Genomic DNA, 21440 nt, shown 5'->3' on the forward strand with positions numbered 1-21440 from the left:
TCCTTTAAATAGGAATTATTAATATAAAAATAAGCGGAGAAGCGTTAGTGCTCCCCGCTTACTCATAAGCTAACTTAATTCAACATTTTATATAAGTGTACTGAGCACAAGTTTTATTAAACTAGGCTACGAAATTATTTAGTTAATTCAGCTAAATATTCTAAAGTACGTACTAATTGAGAAGTATAAGACATTTCGTTGTCATACCAAGCAGCTACTTTAACTAATTGTTTGTCGCCAACTGAGATGACACGAGTTTGAGTTGCATCGAATAATGAACCAAAGTTCATACCAACAATATCTGATGATACGATTTCATCTTCAGTGTAACCGAATGATTCGTCAGCAGCATTTTTCATTGCTTTGTTAACATCTTCAACTGTTACTTCTTTTTCTAATACAACTGTTACTTCAGTTAATGAACCAGTAGCTACTGGTACACGTTGTGCTCCACCATCTAATTTACCATCGATTTCAGGAATTACTTTACCGATAGCTTTAGCTGCACCTGTTGAGTTAGGCACGATGTTTTGTGCTGCTGCACGTGCACGACGTTTGTCACCTTTTCTGTGTGGACCATCTTGAGTCATTTGGTCACCAGTGTAAGCATGGATAGTTGTCATTAAACCTTCAACAATACCAAATTCGTCATTTAAAACTTTAGCAACTGGTGCCAATGAGTTTGTAGTACATGAAGCACCTGATACTACTGTTTCAGATCCATCTAAGTCTTTGTGGTTTGTGTTAAATACGATAGTTTTAACATCACCTTTGGCTGGAGCAGAAATTAATACTTTTTTAGCTCCTGCATTAATGTGTGCTTCAGCTTTTTCTTTTTCTGTATAGAAACCAGTACATTCTAATACTACGTCGATATCTAAATCGCCCCATGGTAATTTACTTGCATCTGGTTCTTCAAAAGATTTAACTTCTTTACCATTTACACGGAAACCACCTTCAACTACTTCTACGTCTCCGTTAAAGCGACCTTGCATAGTGTCATATTTTAATAAATGAGCTAACATTTCGTCGTCTGTTAAGTCGTTTACTGCAACTACTTCAATACCTTCTACGTCTTGAATTCTTCTGAATGCTAAACGACCAATTCTACCAAAACCATTAATTGCTACTTTTACTGCCATTATAATGGCCTCCTTTAAAATGATATTTAAAAAGTTAAATAACTTTTTATTCCTTATTTAGTATTACTTTAGCTGCTGCTTCATCAGTAATTAATATTGTATTTTTGGGGGCAATACTGAGATATGCTTTGATAGCTTCTCCCTTAGACATGCCGCCAGCAACAGCATATATAAAATCTTTGCTTTCTAAATCTTCAAGTTGTAATCCAATAGTTTTTACTTTTTGAACTACATGACCTTGAGCGTCAAAATAATATCCAAAAGCTTCTCCAACGGCTTGATGATGTTGAAGTCTTTCAATCACCTCATCAGATGATTGTCTACGGTGCGCCATCTTCAGCGCATCACCAATACCGTGTATTGTTATATTTGCTTGTTTAATTTTTTCTAATGTATGCACAACTGATGGTTCCATCAGCAATGTATTATATGTTGATTCGCTAACATTATCTGGTACATATAGCGTGGTATAATAACCACCACTTTGTTGTGCCATACTTGCTGCAATTGTATTTGCTTGATAAACCATATTTTCACCAAGACCACCACGTGCAGGAACAAAAAACACATTAAATGGTAATAAATGCATTGCTCGGCTAACATTAGCCATTGTTGATCCACCTGTCACTGATACAATTGCATCTTCATACAATATATCTTCTAGTAAATGACCTGCTTGTCTACTCATCTCAGACTTAACTTCTTCATGCATGTCAGCATTTCCAGGTATGACATATACTTCTTTAATTCCGAAGTTGGACTTAATATGTTTAGCGTAGTGATTATCATCTTTATACACTTTAAAGTAATCACTTAATTGATTAAGTACTTTTGTACCTTCTTCAGTGATTTCCATACCAGTTGATTTTACTTGTATAAGATTTTGCTTTTTTAATATGTCTGTTTCTGTTCTTAAGACCCTTTCTGTAATATCCATATGTTCGCTTAAACTTCTACGTCCAACAGGTTCATTATTTGAAATTGTCGTTAAGATAGAGAAACGTCGATACATTTTATCAACTAAGTCAGGAACCAACTTTTGTTGTAGTTTAATCAGGTCTTTCACTACTACCTTCCTCCTATTTTCTCAAAAGGTAATCGAGAGTTAGAGGGGGTTTGACTTTTTTTGTCCCAGGTGGGACAAAATTCAACCTCTTTACAATTGCAATACTACTATTGTCGTTATAAAAAAGCAAGTGAAAACCTTTATTATTTTAAATAATCTGTTAAATATTTAAAATAGGGTATAGTAAATGCAATAGAGTTAACCTTATAGATAGGTTTTTCAAAAATGATGAATTATAAATTAAACATTAACTAGATAGGAGGAATCACTTTGAAATATAAAGACAATAAGGATGTAGAAGTTTTAGATCCTTCTGATAATAGATATAAAGATGATGACTATTTTAAAAGAGAACAAGAATATCGAGATATTTCTGAACATCACAATACAATACGATATCACTATGGTTGTGGTTGTCCTTTTGGTTGTTTCTCTTCTATTTTTATATCGATTGTTCTTTCAATTATCTTAACATTCTTGCTTAACTGGATATTTTAAAAAAACCTAGAGATACACACATGGTAAAATGTGTATATACCTAGGTCTTTTTTTATTCTTCGTTTGAAGATCTTTGAGATTGTTGGGTATTACTTTTTGATTCTGAAGTAGTTGAACTAGATGATTGTGTTTTAAGTTCGGTAGTAGATGGTTGCATCGTTGATTTTTGTGTTTGGGATGATTGATTTGTATTAGCTCGTTCTTGTGTAGTAGTTGTGTCATTGTTACTTGACTTATGTTGTGATGTTTCAGTTGAATCCTTAGAACGAGAAGATTGACTTGACTGAGTGTTTTCATTTGATTTATCTGTTTCTTCTTGCGTTGCTTTTTCTTGAGTTGGTGCGTTTTCTTTTTGTTGAGTTTGTGAGTTTTCTTTTTGTTGAGTACTTTGAATTTGATTTGTATTAGGTTGTTTTGTAGATGTTTCTTTAGAAGATTGCTGCGTTTGAGCTGTTTTATCTTGATTAGTAGGTTGTACTTTTATTGAATTATTTTGCTCATTAGAATAGTTATCAGTTACATTTGGATTTTTTACGTTATCTAATTTATTTTCTTTACTATTATTTGTATTGTTTTCACTTGTTGTATTTTCTCGCGTACTTTCTTCATTCTTTTTATCACTTTCAGTATCTTTATCTTTCTTATCTTTATGTTCTTCCGTTGACTGATTATTTAAACGTTCATTGACTCTGTTTGAATTATCCACAAAAGCAAAAACTGCAAACACCAATCCACCAAGTAATAGAAGCACAATAAGTGTACTAATTATTTTAGAAATACCACTCATCTTTTTCTTTTCATGTGCTTCATAATCTTTAAGATTTCTATTTTTTTTTGACATGGACTCCCTCACTTCTTAATTATCTATTCATCCTTTAATATAGCAATCTATTTTACATTATTTCCTTTTAAAAAAATATTAAAATACTTAAGTACATATATAAATGAAATACTCATTCAATTATATATGATAACATCATATATAAATAACTACACTATCAATATGATGTAAATTTTGGAGTGACAAAATGAAAAAAGATACTTTTAACACATTATTCAAACATCATTCAAGCAATAAAATTAAATCTATGATGTTAAGTAATGATGATTTTGATGAAAGTAAAAACTCAAAATTTGATATATTTATTGGCATTTTAATTCCTATAATCATATTATTCTTAATCTTATTTATAAAGTAATATAATAGAAACTTGAAAGAGAAGAGAATAGAAAGAAATTAAAATGACTTTTGTTTTGTAAATTAGTATATTAAAGGTATAAACATACTTTTTAAATATTCTACTATTCTCTATAGCAAAGCTATACTTATATTATAGCTAAATTTAGGTAATTTAATGACCGTATTTTCTAAAGTTAATGACATAATCTTGAATGCTTTTTGAGCATCTTTCTCTACATTGTCATTAAAAAATTTATTTTCTTTATAAAAAATGAGGTGTTAGTAAATGAAACAATTTTTAATTACTGGTGGAACTGGAATGGTAGGTAGTCATTTAGTAAATGAAATTAAAAAAAGAGAGGCTCATATTACAATTTTAACTCGTAGTGATAAACAAAGTGATGAGCCTAAGATTACGTATGTTAACTGGTCTAAAAAAGGATGGGAAAATCAAGTACCAGATATTGATGTAGTCATTAATTTAGCAGGAGCTACATTAAATAAACGTTGGACATCCTCTTACAAACAAACGATTATGACAAGTCGTATTCAATCGACTGAATCTTTAGTTCATTTATTTGAGCAACGGCAACATAAACCTGAAGTGCTTTTTAATGCAAGTGCTATGGGTTATTATCCTCCAAGTTTACATCGAACTTATACAGAACAATATCAAACACTTCCTTTTGATTTCCTGTCAGATGTCGTTTATCAATGGGAACGATTTGCTCGTCGTTTCGAAAATTTTGGTACACGTGTTATATTGGGAAGATTTAGTATGATTTTGTCTTCTGAAGGTGGCGCACTTCAAACGATGAAACTACCATATAAATTCTACGTAGGCGGCAAATTAGGTTCTGGCCGTCAATGGTATTCTTGGATTCACATAGATGACTTAGTGCGTGCGATTTTATTTACAATTGACGAATCAAATGCAAAAGGTCCATTTAATATGGCTTCTCCAATTCCTGAACGTCAAAATTTATTTGGTTATACACTTGGACGTACGATGCATAAACCACATGAAACGTGGGTGCCATCATTAATTATGCGTGCTGTACTAGGAGAAATGTCGACAGTAGTTCTCGATACTCAAAAAGTCTTACCTAATAAATTAGAAGCATTAGGGTTTAATTTTAGATATAATAATTTAAAAGTTGCACTTGAAGACTTAATTAACGAATAGTATTTGGAGATTTAGTAATGAATGACAACAAGTTAACGTATATCTTACTACTTATCGCTAGTGTATTTTTAATTTTAAATGGTATCTTTGCTTTCGAAAAGAGTATTATTATGGTACTTTTATCTTTCTTCTTTATTATTATAGGATTATTATTAGGGTTTGTAGCTATACATTATTTATTAAAAACTAAAAAACCATAAAAAAAGGAAGAGCATCAATGCTCTTCCTTTTTTACATGTTAAACAATTCTATTTACATATCTTCAGGTTGCATTACATGATCAATTAAACCATATTCTTTTGCTTCATCAGCAGTTAAGAAGTTATCACGATCAGTATCTTTTTGAATTGTTTCAATATTTTGACCTGTACGTTCAGCTAAAATACGATTTAATTTTTCACGTGTTTTTAAGATATGGTTAGCAGCAATTTCAATTTCTGTCGCTTGACCTTGAGCGCCACCTAATGGTTGATGAATCATAACTTCAGCGTTTGGTAAGGCAAAACGTTTACCTTTTGTACCAGCTGCTAATAAGAATGATCCCATTGACGCAGCCATACCAATACAAATTGTTTGTACATCTGGTTTAATGTGTTGAATTGTATCGTAAATAGCAAATCCTGCTGTTACACTACCACCTGGAGAATTGATGTATAAATAAATATCTTTTTCAGAATCTTGAGCTTGTAAGAATAATAATTGTGATACAATTGAATTTGCAACATTATCATCAATTGCTGAGCCTAACATAATAATGCGGTCTTTTAATAGACGAGAATAAATATCATATGCGCGTTCACCACGATTTGTTGTTTCAATAACTGTAGGAATTAAATTCATTATATTTCCTCCTTGTAATTAACTGTTATATTTATTTTACAATAAAAGTCAAAAATGGTCAAAAATAATACCTTTACATTTATTTGACGTTGCGTTTTATAATTTTATACACTATTCATATATTCAAATTGTACTGTTAATTATATATTTAGTACAGAAATTAGTTTTTATATTATACTCCTCGTAGTGTAATGGATAGCACGTAAGATTCCGGTTCTTAAGATAGAGGTTCGATTCCTCTCGAGGGGGCTATTATTAAAAATAGGATGAAACGTTATATTAATGTTTCATCCTATTTTTTAAAACACATTTTATTTTATAATTCGACTTTTTCTCCATTTCTAATTTTATCAGCGAGTTCATTTAATTTTCGTAAGCGATGATTTACTCCTGATTTAGAAATAGGCCCATTTGATATCATTTCTCCTAATTCTTTCAAAGAAATTTCTTGATGTTCTACTCGTAATTTTGCAATCTCTCTTAAACGATCAGGCAAATTATCTAAACCTATTTCTTCATCAATTAATTGAATGCTTTGTACTTGTTTCATAGCTGCACTCACAGTTTTATTTAAATTAGCTGTTTCACAATTTACTAGTCTATTGACAGAGTTTCTCATATCTCTCACTATTCTTACATCTTCAAATTTTAATAGTGCTTGGTACCCCCCTATCAAACTTAAAAACTCAGAAATTTTCTCCGCTTCTTTCAAATAAGAGATACTTCCTTTTTTTCGTTCTAAATGCTTAGCATTTAATCCATAACTGTTCATTAGTTTAGTTAATCCCTCAGCATGCCCTTCATATTGAGAAAAAATTTCTAAATGGTAGGAAGAGGTTTCTGGGTTGTTTACTGATCCACCCGCTAAAAATGCTCCCCTTAAATAGCTTCTACGCATTTCATCATCTTTAATCATACTCGCATCAATATCATGAACAAAAATACCATTTTTTAAAATACCTAATTCATCAAGTATTTCTTTAACACGTACTTTAGTTCGACAAATATAGATATTATTCTTTTTTAATTTCATTTTTTTTCGTACTAAAATTTCTACTTCCACATTAAAAATACGCTTAATTAATGAATATATTCTTCGAGCCGTAGTCGCATTTTCAGTTTGAACATTAATTACAAATTGTTGATTAGATAAACTGAGTGCACCGTTCATCCGAATCAAAGCGCTAAGTTCAGCTTTAGCATTACTTTCATCGACTTCAATACGGGTCAATTCACTTTTCATATCTGATGCAAAACTCATTGATGCTCCCTCCTTTTCTCATCATCATTATTATATGTAATTAACATCTCAAAATATATAACACTCTATATCAAATTATTTTTAAATTCATTAAAATTTATTTTTTAGGTTTAAATTGAATTGTACTTGTTAATTCAAGTGCTAAATCATATATAAGGTTAGCAAGCACCTTTGTATTATGACGAACGAGGACGTGGTCATAAACTTCTACAAGATTTTTAGAAGTAATCATTTTAATATGATTTTCTGTTAATTTTATTTTATTCATATTAACAGGATGAGCATTACGTTCTTTATATCGTTGAAGAATCTGTTCATCAAATGCATCATTACTACAAATAACATAATCAATAAATGGTTCTCCAGCATGTTGATGAATAGCTTTAATATGATCGTAGACATCATAATCATTTGTTTCTCCTGGTTGAGTCATAATATTAGATATGTATAATTTCGGTGCTTGTGAACTTATTATTGCTTTAGAAATACCTTCAATACACAAATTTGAAATTACACTCGTATACAGTGAACCAGGACCTAGAACAATTAAATCCGCTTCTTGTAAAGCATCAACAGCTTCCTGCATGGGTTCTACATTAGATGGTTCTAAATAGACACGTCGAATTTTTTTATTTTTTTTAGGTATTTTAGATTCACCTTCAACAATCTCACCATCTTCTAATACAGCATTTAACATAACATTAGTATTAGTAGATGGAATCACTTTTCCTTTAATGTTTAAAATTTTACTTAATTCTTTCACTGCATGACCAAAGTCATTTTTTATATTTGTGAGTGCTGCAAGTAATAAATTACCTAATGAGTGACCTTCAATTTGATGTTCTTCAAAACGATACTGAAATAATTCTTCTAGAATAGGTTCCGCATCACTTAGCGCTGCAATGACATTTCTAATATCTCCTGGAGCAGGAATAGACATTTCATCCCTAATTTTACCTGTACTACCACCATCATCTGCGACTGTAACAATAGCAGTGATATCTATTGGATATTCTCGTAATCCTCTAGCTAGCACTGAGAGTCCCGTACCTCCTCCGATTAGTACTACTTTCAACTGTTTCATTTCTTCACGCCACTTTCAATATGTGCATCTCTATGATGAACATACACATTATAATCAAATATATCATTTAACTCTTCTCCGATACGCTTAGCTAAGGCTACAGAGCGATGTTGTCCGCCGGTACACCCTATTGCTATAACCAGTTGCGATTTACCCTCTTTTTTATAACCTGGAATCATAAAAATAAGTAAATCCATTAGTTTTTCAAAGAAAGTTTTAGTTTCTTTCCATTTCATCACATAATTATAAACTGCTTCATCTTCTCCAGTCATCGGTCTCAAGTCTTCAACATAATATGGATTAGGTAAAAAGCGTACATCGAATACTAAATCAGCATCTTTCTGAATACCATGTTTAAATCCAAAACTAGTTACATTAATACTAAATGAATTCATTTTTTCATTGGCGAAACGACGTTTGATTCTTTCTTTTAATTCTTTAGGCTTTAACTCTGTAGTATCAATAATGTAATTCGCTATTGACCTAATATTTGAAAGCAATTGTTGTTCTTCTAGAATTGAATCAATTAAAGACATTTGACCATTTTGATTTAAAGGGTGCGCTCTACGTGATTCTTTATATCTAGAAATTAATTTTTCAGTTGTAGCTTCTAAAAACATAATATCTACAATAACATCATTTCGCGTTTTAATTGCATCAATTTCATCTACAAGTGATTTAAATAACTCTTTTCCTCTTAAATCAATTGCAATTGCTACTTTTTGAAGTGAAGGATTACCTTGCTCCATTAACTCCACAAGTTTAGGTAGTAATATAGGCGGTAAATTATCTACACAGAAAAAGCCAATATCTTCTAAACATTGAATAACTAATGATTTACCAGCGCCAGACAATCCCGTAATAACTAATAGTTCACTTTTGCTCATTTCATCATTTATTTGATTAACCATTCTAAGCACCATCCATTTAAGCATACATATATTTATATAACATCATAGCATATATTTTTACATTGCTAACAATTTATATCGACTTTACTGCTAAGAAAAAAGCTAGTAATAATACTTCTATCAGAAGTGATTATTCTAGCTTTAATTAATATCTTAAGCTTCTTCTTTATCATTTAATTCTTCGATATAATCAATTGCACTTTGTGCAGCAATACTACCATCACCTGTAGCAGTTACGATTTGACGTAATCCTTTATCTCTCACGTCTCCAGCTGCAAAAATCCCTGGTACAGAAGTAGTCATATCATCTTTTGTAATAATATAGCCCATATCATTTGTAATACCTAAATTATTAAATGGTGCTGTTAGAGGTTTCATACCAATATAAATAAAAACACCGTCTGCATCTAACGTTTGCTCAGACGCATCTTTTGTTGAAACTAACGTTACAGATCCTACTTTTCCATCTTTTTCATTAATTGATTTCAAAGTGTGACTCCAAATAAAATCAATTTTTTCATTTTTAAATGCACGATCTTGTAGAATTTTTTGGGCTCTTAGTTCGTCTCTTCGATGAACAATTGTTACTTTATCAGCGAATTTAGTAAGGAATGCACCCTCTTCTACCGCTGAGTCGCCGCCACCAATAACAAATATATTTTTGTTTTTAAAGAATGCGCCATCACATACTGCACAATAACTTACACCACGACCACCTAATTCTTGTTCACCAGGGACACCAATTTTTTTATATTCTGCACCTGTTGAAATAATCACTGCTCTAGCTGTTATTGTTTTATTTCCTAGATTAATCACTTTGTGATCGCCATTATCTTCAATTGATTTGATATCTCCATATTGATAAGAAGCACCAAATTTTTTCGCATGTTCAAACATTTTTGTTGATAAATCTGGACCTGTAATCATTTCAAAGCCTGGAAAATTTTCAACTTCTTCCGTATTTGCCATTTGTCCTCCAGGCATACCGCGTTCAATCATCACTGTATTTAGATTTGCACGTGATGCATAAACTGCAGCAGTCATTCCAGCTGGTCCAGCCCCAATTATCGCAACATCAAAATCTACTTCGTTCATTTTTATACCTCCTACGTTTATATTAATACGCGCATTATATAGTATTATTTGCTTTTCATAAATTTATATGCTCAATAATTTATCAATTGCGTTATCTAATTTATATCTTGTAGTATTAAAAATTTCAATAATTTTCTTTTTAGTTATATGCTTTTTATGATAACGGTAATATAAATAAACATGTGCCGCAATATATCTATTTAACTCTTTAAAATTAACGCCTTCAACGATTAAAGCTTCTCCTTTATCAATCCAACTGACAAATAATTCTGTATCAAACGATAGTTCTTCAACGTCATATATTTTCTTTAAGCCTTTATGAATAAAATCAAGCTTATTTAAATGTAATCCTTGAACTAAGTAAGTTAAATATAACTTTTCATAGTCATTCATGTTTTCCAATACTGACCAAATGTCTTCAGTCATTAGTATTTCTTTTCCATTTAACTGATTTAATAAAAATACGCCATATAATCGATAATGACTGTCATCATCTAATAATAAAGGTAATATTTTTTGTTCAAATGTGTATTTACTTTCTTCTAATACCCATGGGGCATACCCCACATTTACTTCAGAAATTTGCAATAATTTATCCCAAAATAGTTTACTTTGTTCTTTATTTCCTAAGTAATAATAGTTATAACTTAAAGCATTAAACATTTGAACTGAAACAAACTTACCCTTTTTATATAAAGGTAATAAAAGTTGTTGAGACGCTTTGTACTGTTTAAGATAACTTAGTACAATACCTAACTTAAAACTTTCATCTTCATTCATCGGCATCACTTTATTTAATATTTTTATATATTTGTGATACTTCTCTGTTTCATTAGTATTATATAATAGCAATGTATAATGACATAGTGCATGAACATCCGAGTTATCTTCAGCAAGCAATGTTTCGAATAATTCTTTAGCAATCTCATATTCACTCAAATAAAGATAACACATTGCTAGTAAATTTCTAATAACGCGATGCGACTGAATATCATCGTTTTGTTTTAAAATATACGTTCGTGCTTCTTGTAACCGTCCTTGAGCGAATAAATATTGAAATAATAATTGAACTGCAAATAATTGTGCTTCCATTTCAATTTTATTTTCTTCAATATAAGAAACTTCGAACATGTTTTCTAATTCTTCTCTAAAAGAATCATCATTTGATAAAACTACATAATTAATACCAAACAAGAAGGCCTTGTTTGGCTCATTAAGTTTAATATTCAGTTGACTCAATTGATAATAACTTTCTGATACATTATGATCATTTATAATGCTTTCATAAAACATTTTTTCTGCTTTTTTATTCAAATTCAATTCATTTAAACAATCGGCATACTTAAGTTTTATATCAAAATCTTCAGGTGACAAATCTAGCACATTTCCATAATATTCAGCTGCTTTTCTATAATTTCTCTGTTTATATTTTTGATCTGCCATCTTTCGATAAAAATTCTCATCAAAAGTCATTGGAATAATTTTTTGTTCCTTTCGTGCCATGCTTTGTCACCACTTTCTTATTTATTATGAATTTGCATGGGGTTTCCAAAAGCAATAGTATCATTGGGAACATCTTTAGAGACGATAGTACCTGCTTTAATCATAACGTTATGACCGATTTTCACTCCAGGTAAAATGGTCACATTTGCTCCAATTAAAGTATGAGAACCAATGTCCACTCGTCCATAACGATACTCATTTACTAAAATTTCATGCGTTAATATTGTTGTATTATAACCAATAACAGTATTACTGCCAATAGATATTAACTGGGGATGAAAAATATCAGGCATTACCTTATAGGCAAATGCAGTTCGTTCCCCAATTGACATCTTCAAGAAATGAATATAAACATATCGTTTCACATTTAAAAAAGGAATAAATCGACTTATTTCTATTATTACTGTATTTTTTAACACTTTAGAAAAACGAACAAATTGGTAAATGCGCCATAAGGGATTCATCGACTGTGTATTAATAATAGTTAATCGTCTCATTATTTTACTTTCCCTCTTGAATTCCAAGTTAATGGTCCAGCATTTTTATAAATAGCTGGTTGATATTTTATTCGACGATAGATAATCAAAGTCATACCAATAATAATTAAAATAATTGAAACAAGTTGAGCTACGCGAATATGACTTGTTAACATTAAACTGTCTGTTCGTAATCCTTCAACGAAGAAGCGCCCTAGTGAATACCAAATGAGATATAATGAAAATGTTTCTCCAACGCGTAGATACTTTCTAAGAGTAATTAATATAATAAAACCAAGTATATCCCAAATAGATTCATATAAAAAAGTAGGATGATAGTATACACCTTCAATATACATATTTCGAATAATAAATTCTGGAATATGCATATTTTCTAGAAATGTTCTTGATACTGGTCCGCCATGAGCTTCATGATTCATAAAATTGCCCCATCGCCCTATACCTTGAGCTAATATAATGCTTGGTGCAACAATATCTCCAATTTGAAAAGGATTAAGATTTTTCAATTTACATAGAATAATTCCAGTAATAAAGCCACCTATTAATCCACCGTGAATAGCTATCCCGCCATGCCAAATTTTAGGTATTTCTGATGGATTTTCCATATAATAAGGCCATTGAAATATAACAAAATAAATTCTTGCAACTAGAAATCCGAAAATTGCACAATAAAAAATAATATCTACTAATGTATCTTTATGTAGTCCTATAGATTTCAAGCTTTCTTGAGCAATAAAATATCCAATCAATATTCCTACTGCAATAATAATTCCATACCATTTTATCGATAAAGGACCTATATCGATAGCAGTAGGATTGATATAATTCAAATTAAAAAGCATATACTATATCCCTTCATTCTGATTCCCATTCTTGAGAATTTCTTCATTTAAACGTTGATTAAATTCTTCAGCTGTATTAATACCCATGATATTTAAACGATAATTCATTGCAGCTACTTCTATAATAACAGCAACGTTTCTTCCTGGTCTTACAGGGATTGTTTTTTTAGTTATTTCCGTATCTAAAATCTTTAACGTTTCTTCATTTAAGCCAACGCGATCATATAATTTATTCTTATCCCAATTTTCAAGATTTATATTTAACCGTATTTGTTTTTGGGTTAGAATTGACCCCGCTCCAAATAAAGTCATGACATTGATAATTCCTAGTCCACGTATTTCTAATAAATGTTCAATTAACTTAGGTGGTGTACCAATCAATTCATCTTTCGTAATTTCGCGAATTTCAACATTATCATCTGCTACTAAACGATGACCTCGTTTTACTAATTCTAATGCTGTTTCACTTTTTCCGATGCCAGAGTCTCCTGTAATCAATACGCCTACACCATATACGTCTACTAAAACGCCGTGTAGAGAGGTCGTTTTAGCTAACTCATGTTCTAAAAATGTCGTTAATCGACTCATTAAACTTGTCGTAGCATCTTTAGAAACAATCAAAGGTGTCTCCATTTCTCGAGCCGCTTCAATCAGTTCCTGAGGGGGTTCTAATCCTCTTGTCACAATAATTGCTGGGGTTTCAGGACGACATAATTTTCTCATTCGTCCTCGTCTTTCTTCATCTGGTAATAAATTGTAAAATGATAATTCAGTGGTACCTAATAATTGAATACGATTTGCTGCATAATGAGAAAAATAACCTGCCATTTCTAAACCAGGTCTAGAAATATCAATATTTTTAATTGTTTTATTTAATCCTTTTTCTCCAGTAAATAGCTTCAGTTTTAATACTTTAACCAATCTCTCTGTCGTTAACATGAGTTCACCTCAAAATTCCCTTGAATTAATTCATCTCTTATCATATCAAAAATATAACAATATGTTATATAAAAAAGGAGTAGAAAATTATTTTTCTACTCCTTTTTTCAAAACCATTAAAATGATATTCTACTTCATTTATACTCTAAAAAAGCACTATCGCACATTAAATTCTATTTTATTCATCTCGCACTTTATCACGTTCTAACACTGTTTTTAAGTACTTACCTGTATAAGAAGCTTCCACACTTGCAATGTCTTCTGGCGTTCCAGTTGCAACGATAGTACCGCCACCTTCTCCGCCTTCTGGTCCTAAATCTATAATATAATCTGATGTTTTAATAACATCTAAATTATGTTCAATAATAACCACTGTATCTCCATTTTCCACAAGGCGATTTAATACTTTTAATAATCGACTGATATCGTCAACATGAAGACCTGTAGTAGGTTCATCTAAGATATAAATTGATCGTCCTGTAGAACGTTTGTGTAATTCTGAAGCCAGTTTCACACGTTGTGCTTCCCCACCAGAAAGTGTGGTTGCTTGTTGCCCTAGAGTAATATAGCCTAATCCTACATCTACAAGTGTTTGTAATTTTCTATGAATTTTAGGAATATTTTCAAAGAAATAAGTCGCTTCTTCTACTGTCATTGCTAATACATCTGCAATATTTTTTCCTTTATATGTGACTTCTAAAGTTTCTCTATTGTATCGTTTGCCATCACACACTTCGCATGGCACATATACATCTGGTAAGAAGTGCATTTCTATTTTAATAATGCCATCGCCTTTACAAGCTTCACAACGACCACCTTTAACATTAAAACTAAAGCGTCCTTTTTGATATCCTCTAATTTTAGCTTCATTCGTTTGAGCAAAAACATCTCTAATGTCATCAAATACACCTGTATATGTCGCCGGGTTAGAACGTGGTGTTCTTCCTATAGGTGATTGATCAATATCTATAATCTTATCTAATTGATCAATACCTTTGATCTCATCATACTCTCCAGGTTTAACTTTAGAATTATTAATTGTTTGAGCTAATGATTTATATAACACTTCATTAACTAATGAACTTTTACCTGATCCAGAAACACCTGTTACAACCGTCATTACTGACAATGGAATATCTACATCAACATCTTTTAAATTATTACTTTTTGCACCTTTAATTGAGATTTTACGATTCGTAACTTCTCTGCGATGTTCCGGGACGTCAATACGTTTTTTACCGCTCAAATATTGACCAGTTAAGGATTTCTTGTCTTTCATTACCTTTTTAGGAGTCCCACTTGAGACAATTTCACCGCCATGATTACCTGCACCAGGTCCGACATCAACAAGGTAATCGGCTGCTCTCATCGTATCGTCATCATGTTCAACTACAATTAGTGTGTTACCTAAATCTCTCATCTCTTTTAATGTATTGATTAAACGATCATTATCGCGTTGATGTAATCCGATAGAAGGTTCGTCCAATACATAAAGCACGCCTGTCAATCGTGATCCAATTTGAGTAGCAAGACGAATACGTTGTGCTTCTCCACCTGATAGTGTTCCTGAAGAACGATTCAGTGTTAAATAATCAAGCCCTACATTATTTAAGAATGTTAATCTTGAAATAATCTCAATTAAAATTTGTTTAGCAATCGCTTTGTCTTGCTCTGATAACTCTATATTCTCATAAAATTTGAGTGCATTTTTAATTGAATATTCTACAACTTCGCCAATATTGTATCCACCAACATATACTGAAAGTGCTTCTTTACTTAAACGTTTACCGTGACATGTTTCACATGGAAGTTCAGTCATATATCTACTCATCATTTCACGTGTATATTCTGATGGTGATTCGTGATAACGTCGATCTATATTAGGGACTACGCCTTCAAATTTCATTTTTCTACGACGTGTGCCTCCATTTCGACTATGAAATGAAAACTCAATTTCTTTATCGCCTGACCCATTCATAAGAATATCTTTTTGTCTATCAGTCAATTTTTTATATGGCTTATCCATATTAATTTTATAAACTTCACATACTCGTTTTAATAATGTTGGATAAAAGTCGGAACTTGTAGGCTCCCAAGGTTCAATCGCACCTTCATTTAAAGTTTTATTAGTATCAGGAACAACCAAATCTAGATCTACTGTAAGTCTTTGACCTAATCCATCACATGTTGGACAAGCACCGAATGGGCTATTAAAACTAAACATTCTAGGTTCTAATTCACCTATAGAAAATCCACAAATTGGACAAGCATGATTTTCAGAGAATTTGAGCTCTTCTCCACCAATGACATCAACAGTAAGGTTTCCTTCACCTAGCTCTAAACTTGTTTCTATTGAATCTGCTAATCTTGTTTCTATTCCTGATTTTACAACTAAACGATCTACAACTACTTCAATAGTATGATTTTTATTTTTATCTAGTGCAGGAACCTCGTTTACATCGACCACTTCACCATCGACACGTAATCTGACATATCCCTTTTTGCCAATATCTTCAATTAATTTTTCATGGCTCCCTTTTCTATGTGAAACTAAAGGAGCTAAAATTTGAATTTTAGTTCTTTCTTCTAATTCTAATATACGATCTACCATTTGCTGCACGGTTTGCGATTCAATTTCGATTCCATGATATGGACAAAATGCTTTCCCCACACGTGCATATAATAATCGAATGTAATCATATATTTCAGTCACAGTAGCTACTGTAGAACGCGGGTTTTTACTTGTCGTTTTTTGGTCAATTGAAATTGCAGGTGATAGTCCCTCAATGGTATCAACATCTGGCTTATCCATTTGTCCTAAAAATTGTCGTGCGTAGGCACTTAACGATTCTACATAGCGACGTTGTCCTTCAGCATATATTGTGTCAAATGCAAGTGATGATTTTCCCGACCCAGAGAGACCAGTCATCACTATAAGTTTGTTCTTTGGTAACTCAATATCGATATCTTTTAAGTTATGTGCTCTTGCACCTTTAACTACGATACTTGGACCTTTCATGTAATAATCACCCTTCTGCTTTTAGTTCAAATAACATATCTCTCAATTCTGTTGCTCTTTCAAAGTCTAAATCTTTAGCTGCTTTTTTCATTTCTTTTTCAATATTTTCAATTGTTTTCTGACGTTCTTTCTTTGTCATTTTCTTAGGTACTTCAGTTTGTTGCTTTTCATTTGTTTCATCATTATCCACTGTAGCACTAATGACATCATGTATTTTTTTATTGATTGTTTTAGGAGTAATACCATATTTTTCGTTATGTGTCATTTGTATTTCTCGACGACGCTGTGTTTCATCAATTGCGTACTGCATAGAGTCTGTTATCTTATCGGCATACATGATAACTTCTCCTTTATCGTTACGTGCAGCACGTCCGATAGTTTGAATAAGTGAACGATTTGAACGTAAAAATCCTTCTTTATCTGCATCTAAAATAACTACTAACGACACTTCAGGTATATCAATACCCTCTCTAAGCAAATTGATACCTACTACAGCATCATATGTGCCCATTCTTAAATCACGTATAATTTCTATACGTTCAAGTGTTTTGATTTCAGAATGAAGATAATTCACTTTAATTCCTGCCTCTTTCATATATGTTGTCAAATCTTCACTCATTTTTTTAGTTAAGGTTGTGACAAGTACACGTTCATTCCTATCAATTCTTTCTTGAATTTCACTGAGTAAATCATCAATTTGATTCTTCGTAGGTCGAACATCAATTTTAGGATCTAATAAACCAGTTGGTCGAATAATTTGTTCTACCATTTTATCAGTATGTTCAATTTCATATGGACCAGGTGTTGCTGAAACATAAACGAGCTGTTTAGTTTTTTGTTCAAATTCTTCAAATTTAAGCGGACGGTTATCCATAGCACTTGGTAAACGGAAACCATGATCTACGAGTACTTTTTTACGTGCTTGGTCTCCATTAAACATACCTCTAATTTGTGGTAACGTCACGTGCGACTCATCTATCATTACAAGCCAATCATCACCAAAATAATCAAGTAAAGTATAAGGTGTGGAACCAAGTGGTCTTAATGTTAAATGAACAGAATAATTCTCTATTCCAGAACAAAAGCCCATCTCTCTCATCATTTCTAAGTCATAATTTGTACGTTGTTCTAGACGTTGTGCTTCTAATAATTTATTTTCAGCTTTCAATTCTTTTAATCGCTCTTCAAGTTCTTTTTCAATACGTTCAATAGCGACTTTCATTTTTTCTTCTCTAGTAACAAAGTGGGAAGCAGGGAATATGGCAAAATGTTCTCTTTCACGTATCACTTCACCAGTTAGATAATTTACTTCTCTGATTCTATCAACTTCATCGCCAAAGAATTCCACTCGGATACACATTTCTTCTCTTGAAGCAGGAAAGATTTCTACAACATCTCCTCTTACTCTAAATGTACCACGTTGAAAATCGATGTCGTTCCTTGAATACTGAACATCGACTAATTTTCGAAGAAGCTCACTTCTATCCATTTCCATTCCTACTCGAACGCTAACAACTAAGTCTTTGTATTCTTCTGGATTACCTAAACCATAAATACAACTTACACTTGCAATAATAATCACATCATCACGTTCGAATAAAGCACTTGTAGCTGAATGTCGTAACTGATCAATTTCATCGTTAATTGAGGCGTCTTTTTCGATAAATGTATCCGTTGATGGTACATATGCTTCAGGTTGATAATAATCGTAGTAACTCACGAAATATTCTACCCTATTTTCAGGAAAGAACTCTTTAAATTCACTATACAATTGACCTGCTAACGTTTTATTATGCGCTATAATTAATGTAGGTTTTCCAACTTCTTTAATAACATTACTCATGGTAAATGTTTTACCAGTACCCGTTGCACCAAGTAATGTTTGATGACGTTTACCAGCTTTAACACCTTCAACGATTTTTTTTATGGCTTGAGGCTGGTCCCCTTGTGGTTCAAATTCAGAATTTAATTTAAAAGGATGATGTTCTACCATTCTTTCAAGCGCCTCCTCAGTTTATTTTTATTAATTGTTTATTTCAGTAAAAATAATACTATTTATACTTATTTTAACAAAAAAGCGAATAAAAAAACAAACGTTTGTTCGCTTACGTTTGCCATCATTTTTTATACATATATAAAAGATGAGACACAAATATAAATTCATTTCTATATTTATGCCTCATCTTAATATGTTGACGTATTTTTATTAGATATGTATTAATAATATAAAACAAATGGTATAGTACTGCAATTTTTTTGGCTTAATCTTGATGTTTGTGAAATTCTAAATTATCAATAATCACATAACCAGCTAGGATAGATACTACATCTAAAAATATAATCCATTCATTATGAAAAAATCCTTTATACACTGAAGCGGCAATTAATATCAATGTTACAATAACGCCTACCCATTTACTTCTGGTAATGACACTAAATAAAATAACTAAGATACAAGGAAAGAAAGCAGCTAAAGTATACCATACCATTATATTCACTCATTTCTTCTTCGTCGTTCTAAGATTGTCATTGTTGTTTCACGTAGTTCAGCACGAGGAATAAAGTTTTCCGTAAGCATTTCCGGTATAACGTGATCAATAAAATCTTGTACTGAACTTAAATGATCAAATTGCATTATTGTTTCTAGGCTATGTTCATAAATTTCAAAAAACAGATCTTCCGGATTACGTTTTTGAATTTCACCAAACGTTTCATATAATAAGTCAATTTTATCAGCTACTGATAAAATTTGGCCTTCTAAAGAATCATCTTTTCCCTCTTGAAGTCTTTTACGATAAATATCTTGGTATGGCTTCGGAATTTCTTCATTAATGAACGTATCTACCATTTCTTCTTCGACTTGAGAAAATAACATTTTTAATTCTCTGCTTGCATATTTAACTGGTGTCTTAATATCCCCTGTAAATACTTCTGCAAAATCATGGTTAAGGGCTTTTTCATACAAGCTTTTCCAATCAATTGAATTACCATGATATTCTTCAACTGTTGCTAAGTATTGAGCTATTTTAGTAACTTTAAATGAATGTGCTGCAACATTATGCTCAAAATATTTGAATTTTCCTGGTAATCTTATTAATTTTTCAAGATCAGATAAACGTTTAAAGTATTGATGAACCCCCATAATGCGGTTATACCTCCTTATATTATTAAATAGAAATTATACTTGTATTTATTATATCAATCAATCGTTTAGTAAAAAGTTTTAATTGTGATAATTTCATAACTTTTATTTCTTTTTTTAAACAATACATTGCATTATTAATAACTAAAAAAACATCAACAAAACATAAGATTTGTTGATGCTTTAACATTATAAATCCTTTGAAAATTTAATGTATAAAATTATAACTAGACGAATTATAAATTGTTCTATTTGTAACATCATTGAAATGACCATTCCAATTCATCTCTGAAACATAAAACGAACCATCATTGTTCACACGTTCTACGATGCCCACGTGACCATAATAACCCGCTGGTGTTTGGAAAACAGCACCTACTTCTGGACGATGATCGACCACTAAACCAGCATTTCTAGCTGAGCTTGCCCAATTATTTGCATTTCCCCAATAGCTCCCTACTGAACGTCCTAATTGTTGTCTACGATCAAATGCATAATATGTACAGTTACCAAAATAATAATGATTACCTTGGTTATTTAAAGCGCTATTATTATAATATACTGGTGCACTTACTGTTTCAGTATTGTAATTATTACTAGTAACATATGATGGAGACGCTACATATGACGCAGTTTCAGCGCTATTATAGCTTAATGGTGCAGTTTCAGTTTCACTTGAATAAGGCGTAGCATATACACTACTATCACTTATCAATTGACTTTCTAATGTTGCTGAACCTTTGTCACTTACTGCGATTAAATCACCAGGATGAATTAACGGTTTTACTCCTGGATTAAATGCATATAATTCATCTAATGTTAAATGATGAGCATTCGCAATGTTGTTTAATGTATCACCAGATTTAACTTCAACAATATCTTTATCAGGTACAACTATTGAAATATCTTTTTCAACTTCCTCATTACCTATATGATTTAATTTTTTTATCTCATCTGCAGTTGTAGAAAATTGTTGTGCCAATGCTTCTACATTTGTTTTTTCTTTAACAATGTGTGTTTGTTGTGCATGTGCTAACGTATTTAAACCTGTAATTGCTGCAATTGAAGCAAATGTTACAGTCATTGATTTTTTTAACATGTTGTCATTCCTTTGCTGTAGTGTATGCTTGTTCATTAATACTTTAGCATAAACAACATTAAAAAAGAGGAATGTTAAAACCTTGTAATATAAAGGTTAAATAACACTCCTAAATTAGTTTAAATTGATTAAATTA

21 protein-coding genes and 1 tRNA gene are annotated in these 21440 nt (G+C 31.5%); 5 read left to right on the forward strand and 17 right to left on the reverse strand.

The window, feature by feature from the left end:
• Nucleotides 1-134: 134 nt before the first annotated feature.
• On the reverse strand, nucleotides 135-1142 hold the full coding sequence (gene gap, locus BDW25_RS03695; protein ID WP_002448134.1) for a type I glyceraldehyde-3-phosphate dehydrogenase: 1008 nt from the start codon (nucleotides 1140-1142) through the stop codon (nucleotides 135-137).
• 46 nt (nucleotides 1143-1188) lie between these two features.
• Complete coding sequence (locus BDW25_RS03700; protein ID WP_002455605.1) at nucleotides 1189-2208, reverse strand: sugar-binding transcriptional regulator; 1020 nt, start codon at nucleotides 2206-2208, stop codon at nucleotides 1189-1191.
• A 270-nt stretch (nucleotides 2209-2478) separates the two neighbouring features.
• Between BDW25_RS03700 and BDW25_RS03705 the strand changes: the two genes are divergently transcribed.
• Entirely contained in the window at nucleotides 2479-2706 is a 228-nt protein-coding gene (locus BDW25_RS03705; RefSeq protein ID WP_002448224.1) for a hypothetical protein, read from the forward strand.
• A gap of 52 nt (nucleotides 2707-2758) precedes the next feature.
• Here the strand turns inward: BDW25_RS03705 and BDW25_RS03710 are convergent, their stop codons facing one another.
• Nucleotides 2759-3547 carry a hypothetical protein gene (locus BDW25_RS03710; protein WP_133944841.1) on the reverse strand — a complete coding sequence of 263 codons (789 nt, stop codon included), beginning with the start codon at nucleotides 3545-3547 and terminating at the stop codon, nucleotides 2759-2761.
• A 187-nt stretch (nucleotides 3548-3734) separates the two neighbouring features.
• Between BDW25_RS03710 and BDW25_RS10865 the strand changes: the two genes are divergently transcribed.
• The 3 genes from BDW25_RS10865 (at nucleotide 3735) to BDW25_RS03720 (ending at nucleotide 5272) form a co-directional block, all read left to right on the forward strand.
• Nucleotides 3735-3905 carry a hypothetical protein gene (locus tag BDW25_RS10865; protein WP_002448117.1) on the forward strand — a complete coding sequence of 57 codons (171 nt, stop codon included), beginning with the start codon at nucleotides 3735-3737 and terminating at the stop codon, nucleotides 3903-3905.
• Between the two features lie 267 nt (nucleotides 3906-4172).
• The gene (locus BDW25_RS03715; RefSeq protein WP_002455607.1) at nucleotides 4173-5072 is read left to right on the forward strand and encodes a TIGR01777 family oxidoreductase; all 900 of its coding nucleotides are present in this window, start codon (nucleotides 4173-4175) and stop codon (nucleotides 5070-5072) included.
• Nucleotides 5073-5089: 17 nt separating this feature from the next.
• Nucleotides 5090-5272, forward strand: a complete 183-nt coding sequence (locus tag BDW25_RS03720) for a hypothetical protein (protein ID WP_002448125.1) — start codon at nucleotides 5090-5092, stop codon at nucleotides 5270-5272.
• Nucleotides 5273-5324: 52 nt separating this feature from the next.
• Here the strand turns inward: BDW25_RS03720 and clpP are convergent, their stop codons facing one another.
• Entirely contained in the window at nucleotides 5325-5912 is a 588-nt protein-coding gene (gene clpP / locus BDW25_RS03725) for an ATP-dependent Clp endopeptidase proteolytic subunit ClpP (RefSeq protein ID WP_002448228.1), read from the reverse strand.
• Nucleotides 5913-6089: 177 nt separating this feature from the next.
• On the opposite strand from clpP, the gene BDW25_RS03730 reads away from it, so the two are divergent.
• Nucleotides 6090-6161: transfer RNA gene (locus BDW25_RS03730), tRNA-Arg, on the forward strand.
• A 67-nt stretch (nucleotides 6162-6228) separates the two neighbouring features.
• On the opposite strand, the gene whiA is transcribed toward BDW25_RS03730, so the two are convergent.
• From whiA to BDW25_RS03795, 13 genes are all read right to left on the reverse strand, one after another.
• The gene (gene whiA / locus BDW25_RS03735) at nucleotides 6229-7173 is read right to left on the reverse strand and encodes a DNA-binding protein WhiA (RefSeq protein WP_002448139.1); all 945 of its coding nucleotides are present in this window, start codon (nucleotides 7171-7173) and stop codon (nucleotides 6229-6231) included.
• A gap of 97 nt (nucleotides 7174-7270) precedes the next feature.
• On the reverse strand, nucleotides 7271-8257 hold the full coding sequence (locus BDW25_RS03740) for a gluconeogenesis factor YvcK family protein (protein ID WP_002455608.1): 987 nt from the start codon (nucleotides 8255-8257) through the stop codon (nucleotides 7271-7273).
• Nucleotides 8254-9168: an RNase adapter RapZ gene (gene rapZ / locus BDW25_RS03745; protein WP_002448066.1), complete on the reverse strand. Its 915-nt coding sequence runs from the start codon at nucleotides 9166-9168 to the stop codon at nucleotides 8254-8256. Before rapZ ends, BDW25_RS03740 begins: the two co-directional genes overlap by 4 nt.
• 153 nt (nucleotides 9169-9321) lie before the next feature.
• Entirely contained in the window at nucleotides 9322-10263 is a 942-nt protein-coding gene (trxB, locus tag BDW25_RS03750) for a thioredoxin-disulfide reductase (RefSeq protein WP_002448085.1), read from the reverse strand.
• Nucleotides 10264-10326: 63 nt separating this feature from the next.
• Nucleotides 10327-11766 (reverse strand): tetratricopeptide repeat protein, encoded by a 1440-nt coding sequence (locus tag BDW25_RS03755; protein WP_002448040.1) that lies wholly within the window; start codon nucleotides 11764-11766, stop codon nucleotides 10327-10329.
• A 17-nt stretch (nucleotides 11767-11783) separates the two neighbouring features.
• Nucleotides 11784-12263: an acyltransferase gene (locus tag BDW25_RS03760; RefSeq protein ID WP_002455611.1), complete on the reverse strand. Its 480-nt coding sequence runs from the start codon at nucleotides 12261-12263 to the stop codon at nucleotides 11784-11786.
• A complete protein-coding gene (gene lgt, locus BDW25_RS03765) occupies nucleotides 12263-13105 on the reverse strand; it encodes a prolipoprotein diacylglyceryl transferase (RefSeq protein ID WP_049418653.1) in 843 nt (280 codons plus the stop codon). The genes BDW25_RS03760 and lgt overlap by 1 nt, the downstream gene beginning before the upstream one ends.
• Before the next feature lie 3 nt (nucleotides 13106-13108).
• Complete coding sequence (gene hprK / locus BDW25_RS03770; protein WP_049335074.1) at nucleotides 13109-14044, reverse strand: HPr(Ser) kinase/phosphatase; 936 nt, start codon at nucleotides 14042-14044, stop codon at nucleotides 13109-13111.
• Nucleotides 14045-14222: 178 nt separating this feature from the next.
• Complete coding sequence (uvrA, locus tag BDW25_RS03775) at nucleotides 14223-17063, reverse strand: excinuclease ABC subunit UvrA (protein ID WP_002448112.1); 2841 nt, start codon at nucleotides 17061-17063, stop codon at nucleotides 14223-14225.
• 7 nt (nucleotides 17064-17070) lie between these two features.
• Nucleotides 17071-19056: an excinuclease ABC subunit UvrB gene (uvrB, locus tag BDW25_RS03780; protein WP_002448241.1), complete on the reverse strand. Its 1986-nt coding sequence runs from the start codon at nucleotides 19054-19056 to the stop codon at nucleotides 17071-17073.
• Nucleotides 19057-19324: 268 nt separating this feature from the next.
• The gene (locus tag BDW25_RS03785) at nucleotides 19325-19552 is read right to left on the reverse strand and encodes a CsbA family protein (RefSeq protein WP_002448072.1); all 228 of its coding nucleotides are present in this window, start codon (nucleotides 19550-19552) and stop codon (nucleotides 19325-19327) included.
• Between the two features lie 5 nt (nucleotides 19553-19557).
• Entirely contained in the window at nucleotides 19558-20205 is a 648-nt protein-coding gene (locus BDW25_RS03790) for a YfbR-like 5'-deoxynucleotidase (RefSeq protein WP_002448191.1), read from the reverse strand.
• A gap of 208 nt (nucleotides 20206-20413) precedes the next feature.
• Nucleotides 20414-21304 carry a CHAP domain-containing protein gene (locus BDW25_RS03795; protein WP_002448211.1) on the reverse strand — a complete coding sequence of 297 codons (891 nt, stop codon included), beginning with the start codon at nucleotides 21302-21304 and terminating at the stop codon, nucleotides 20414-20416.
• Nucleotides 21305-21440 lie beyond the last annotated feature (136 nt).

This window comes from Staphylococcus sp. AtDRG32 (genome assembly GCF_004365845.1).
Classification (GTDB): Bacteria; Bacillota; Bacilli; order Staphylococcales; family Staphylococcaceae; genus Staphylococcus; species Staphylococcus hominis.

Bases quoted from the DNA above. Each gene is read 5' to 3' on its own strand.
- gap (WP_002448134.1), bottom strand. From the start codon at position 1,142: ATGGCAGTAAAAGTAGCAATTAATGGTTTTGGTAGAATTGGTCGTTTA.
- BDW25_RS03710 (WP_133944841.1), bottom strand. From the start codon at position 3,547: ATGTCAAAAAAAAATAGAAATCTTAAAGATTATGAAGCACATGAAAAG.
- BDW25_RS10865 (WP_002448117.1), top strand. From the start codon at position 3,735: ATGAAAAAAGATACTTTTAACACATTATTCAAACATCATTCAAGCAAT.
- BDW25_RS03715 (WP_002455607.1), top strand. From the start codon at position 4,173: ATGAAACAATTTTTAATTACTGGTGGAACTGGAATGGTAGGTAGTCAT.
- BDW25_RS03720 (WP_002448125.1), top strand. From the start codon at position 5,090: ATGAATGACAACAAGTTAACGTATATCTTACTACTTATCGCTAGTGTA.
- clpP (WP_002448228.1), bottom strand. From the start codon at position 5,912: ATGAATTTAATTCCTACAGTTATTGAAACAACAAATCGTGGTGAACGC.
- whiA (WP_002448139.1), bottom strand. From the start codon at position 7,173: ATGAGTTTTGCATCAGATATGAAAAGTGAATTGACCCGTATTGAAGTC.
- BDW25_RS03740 (WP_002455608.1), bottom strand. From the start codon at position 8,257: ATGAAACAGTTGAAAGTAGTACTAATCGGAGGAGGTACGGGACTCTCA.
- rapZ (WP_002448066.1), bottom strand. From the start codon at position 9,168: ATGGTTAATCAAATAAATGATGAAATGAGCAAAAGTGAACTATTAGTT.
- trxB (WP_002448085.1), bottom strand. From the start codon at position 10,263: ATGAACGAAGTAGATTTTGATGTTGCGATAATTGGGGCTGGACCAGCT.
- BDW25_RS03755 (WP_002448040.1), bottom strand. From the start codon at position 11,766: ATGGCACGAAAGGAACAAAAAATTATTCCAATGACTTTTGATGAGAAT.
- BDW25_RS03760 (WP_002455611.1), bottom strand. From the start codon at position 12,263: ATGAGACGATTAACTATTATTAATACACAGTCGATGAATCCCTTATGG.
- lgt (WP_049418653.1), bottom strand. From the start codon at position 13,105: ATGCTTTTTAATTTGAATTATATCAATCCTACTGCTATCGATATAGGT.
- hprK (WP_049335074.1), bottom strand. From the start codon at position 14,044: ATGTTAACGACAGAGAGATTGGTTAAAGTATTAAAACTGAAGCTATTT.
- uvrA (WP_002448112.1), bottom strand. From the start codon at position 17,063: ATGAAAGGTCCAAGTATCGTAGTTAAAGGTGCAAGAGCACATAACTTA.
- uvrB (WP_002448241.1), bottom strand. From the start codon at position 19,056: ATGGTAGAACATCATCCTTTTAAATTAAATTCTGAATTTGAACCACAA.
- BDW25_RS03785 (WP_002448072.1), bottom strand. From the start codon at position 19,552: ATGGTATGGTATACTTTAGCTGCTTTCTTTCCTTGTATCTTAGTTATT.
- BDW25_RS03790 (WP_002448191.1), bottom strand. From the start codon at position 20,205: ATGGGGGTTCATCAATACTTTAAACGTTTATCTGATCTTGAAAAATTA.
- BDW25_RS03795 (WP_002448211.1), bottom strand. From the start codon at position 21,304: ATGTTAAAAAAATCAATGACTGTAACATTTGCTTCAATTGCAGCAATT.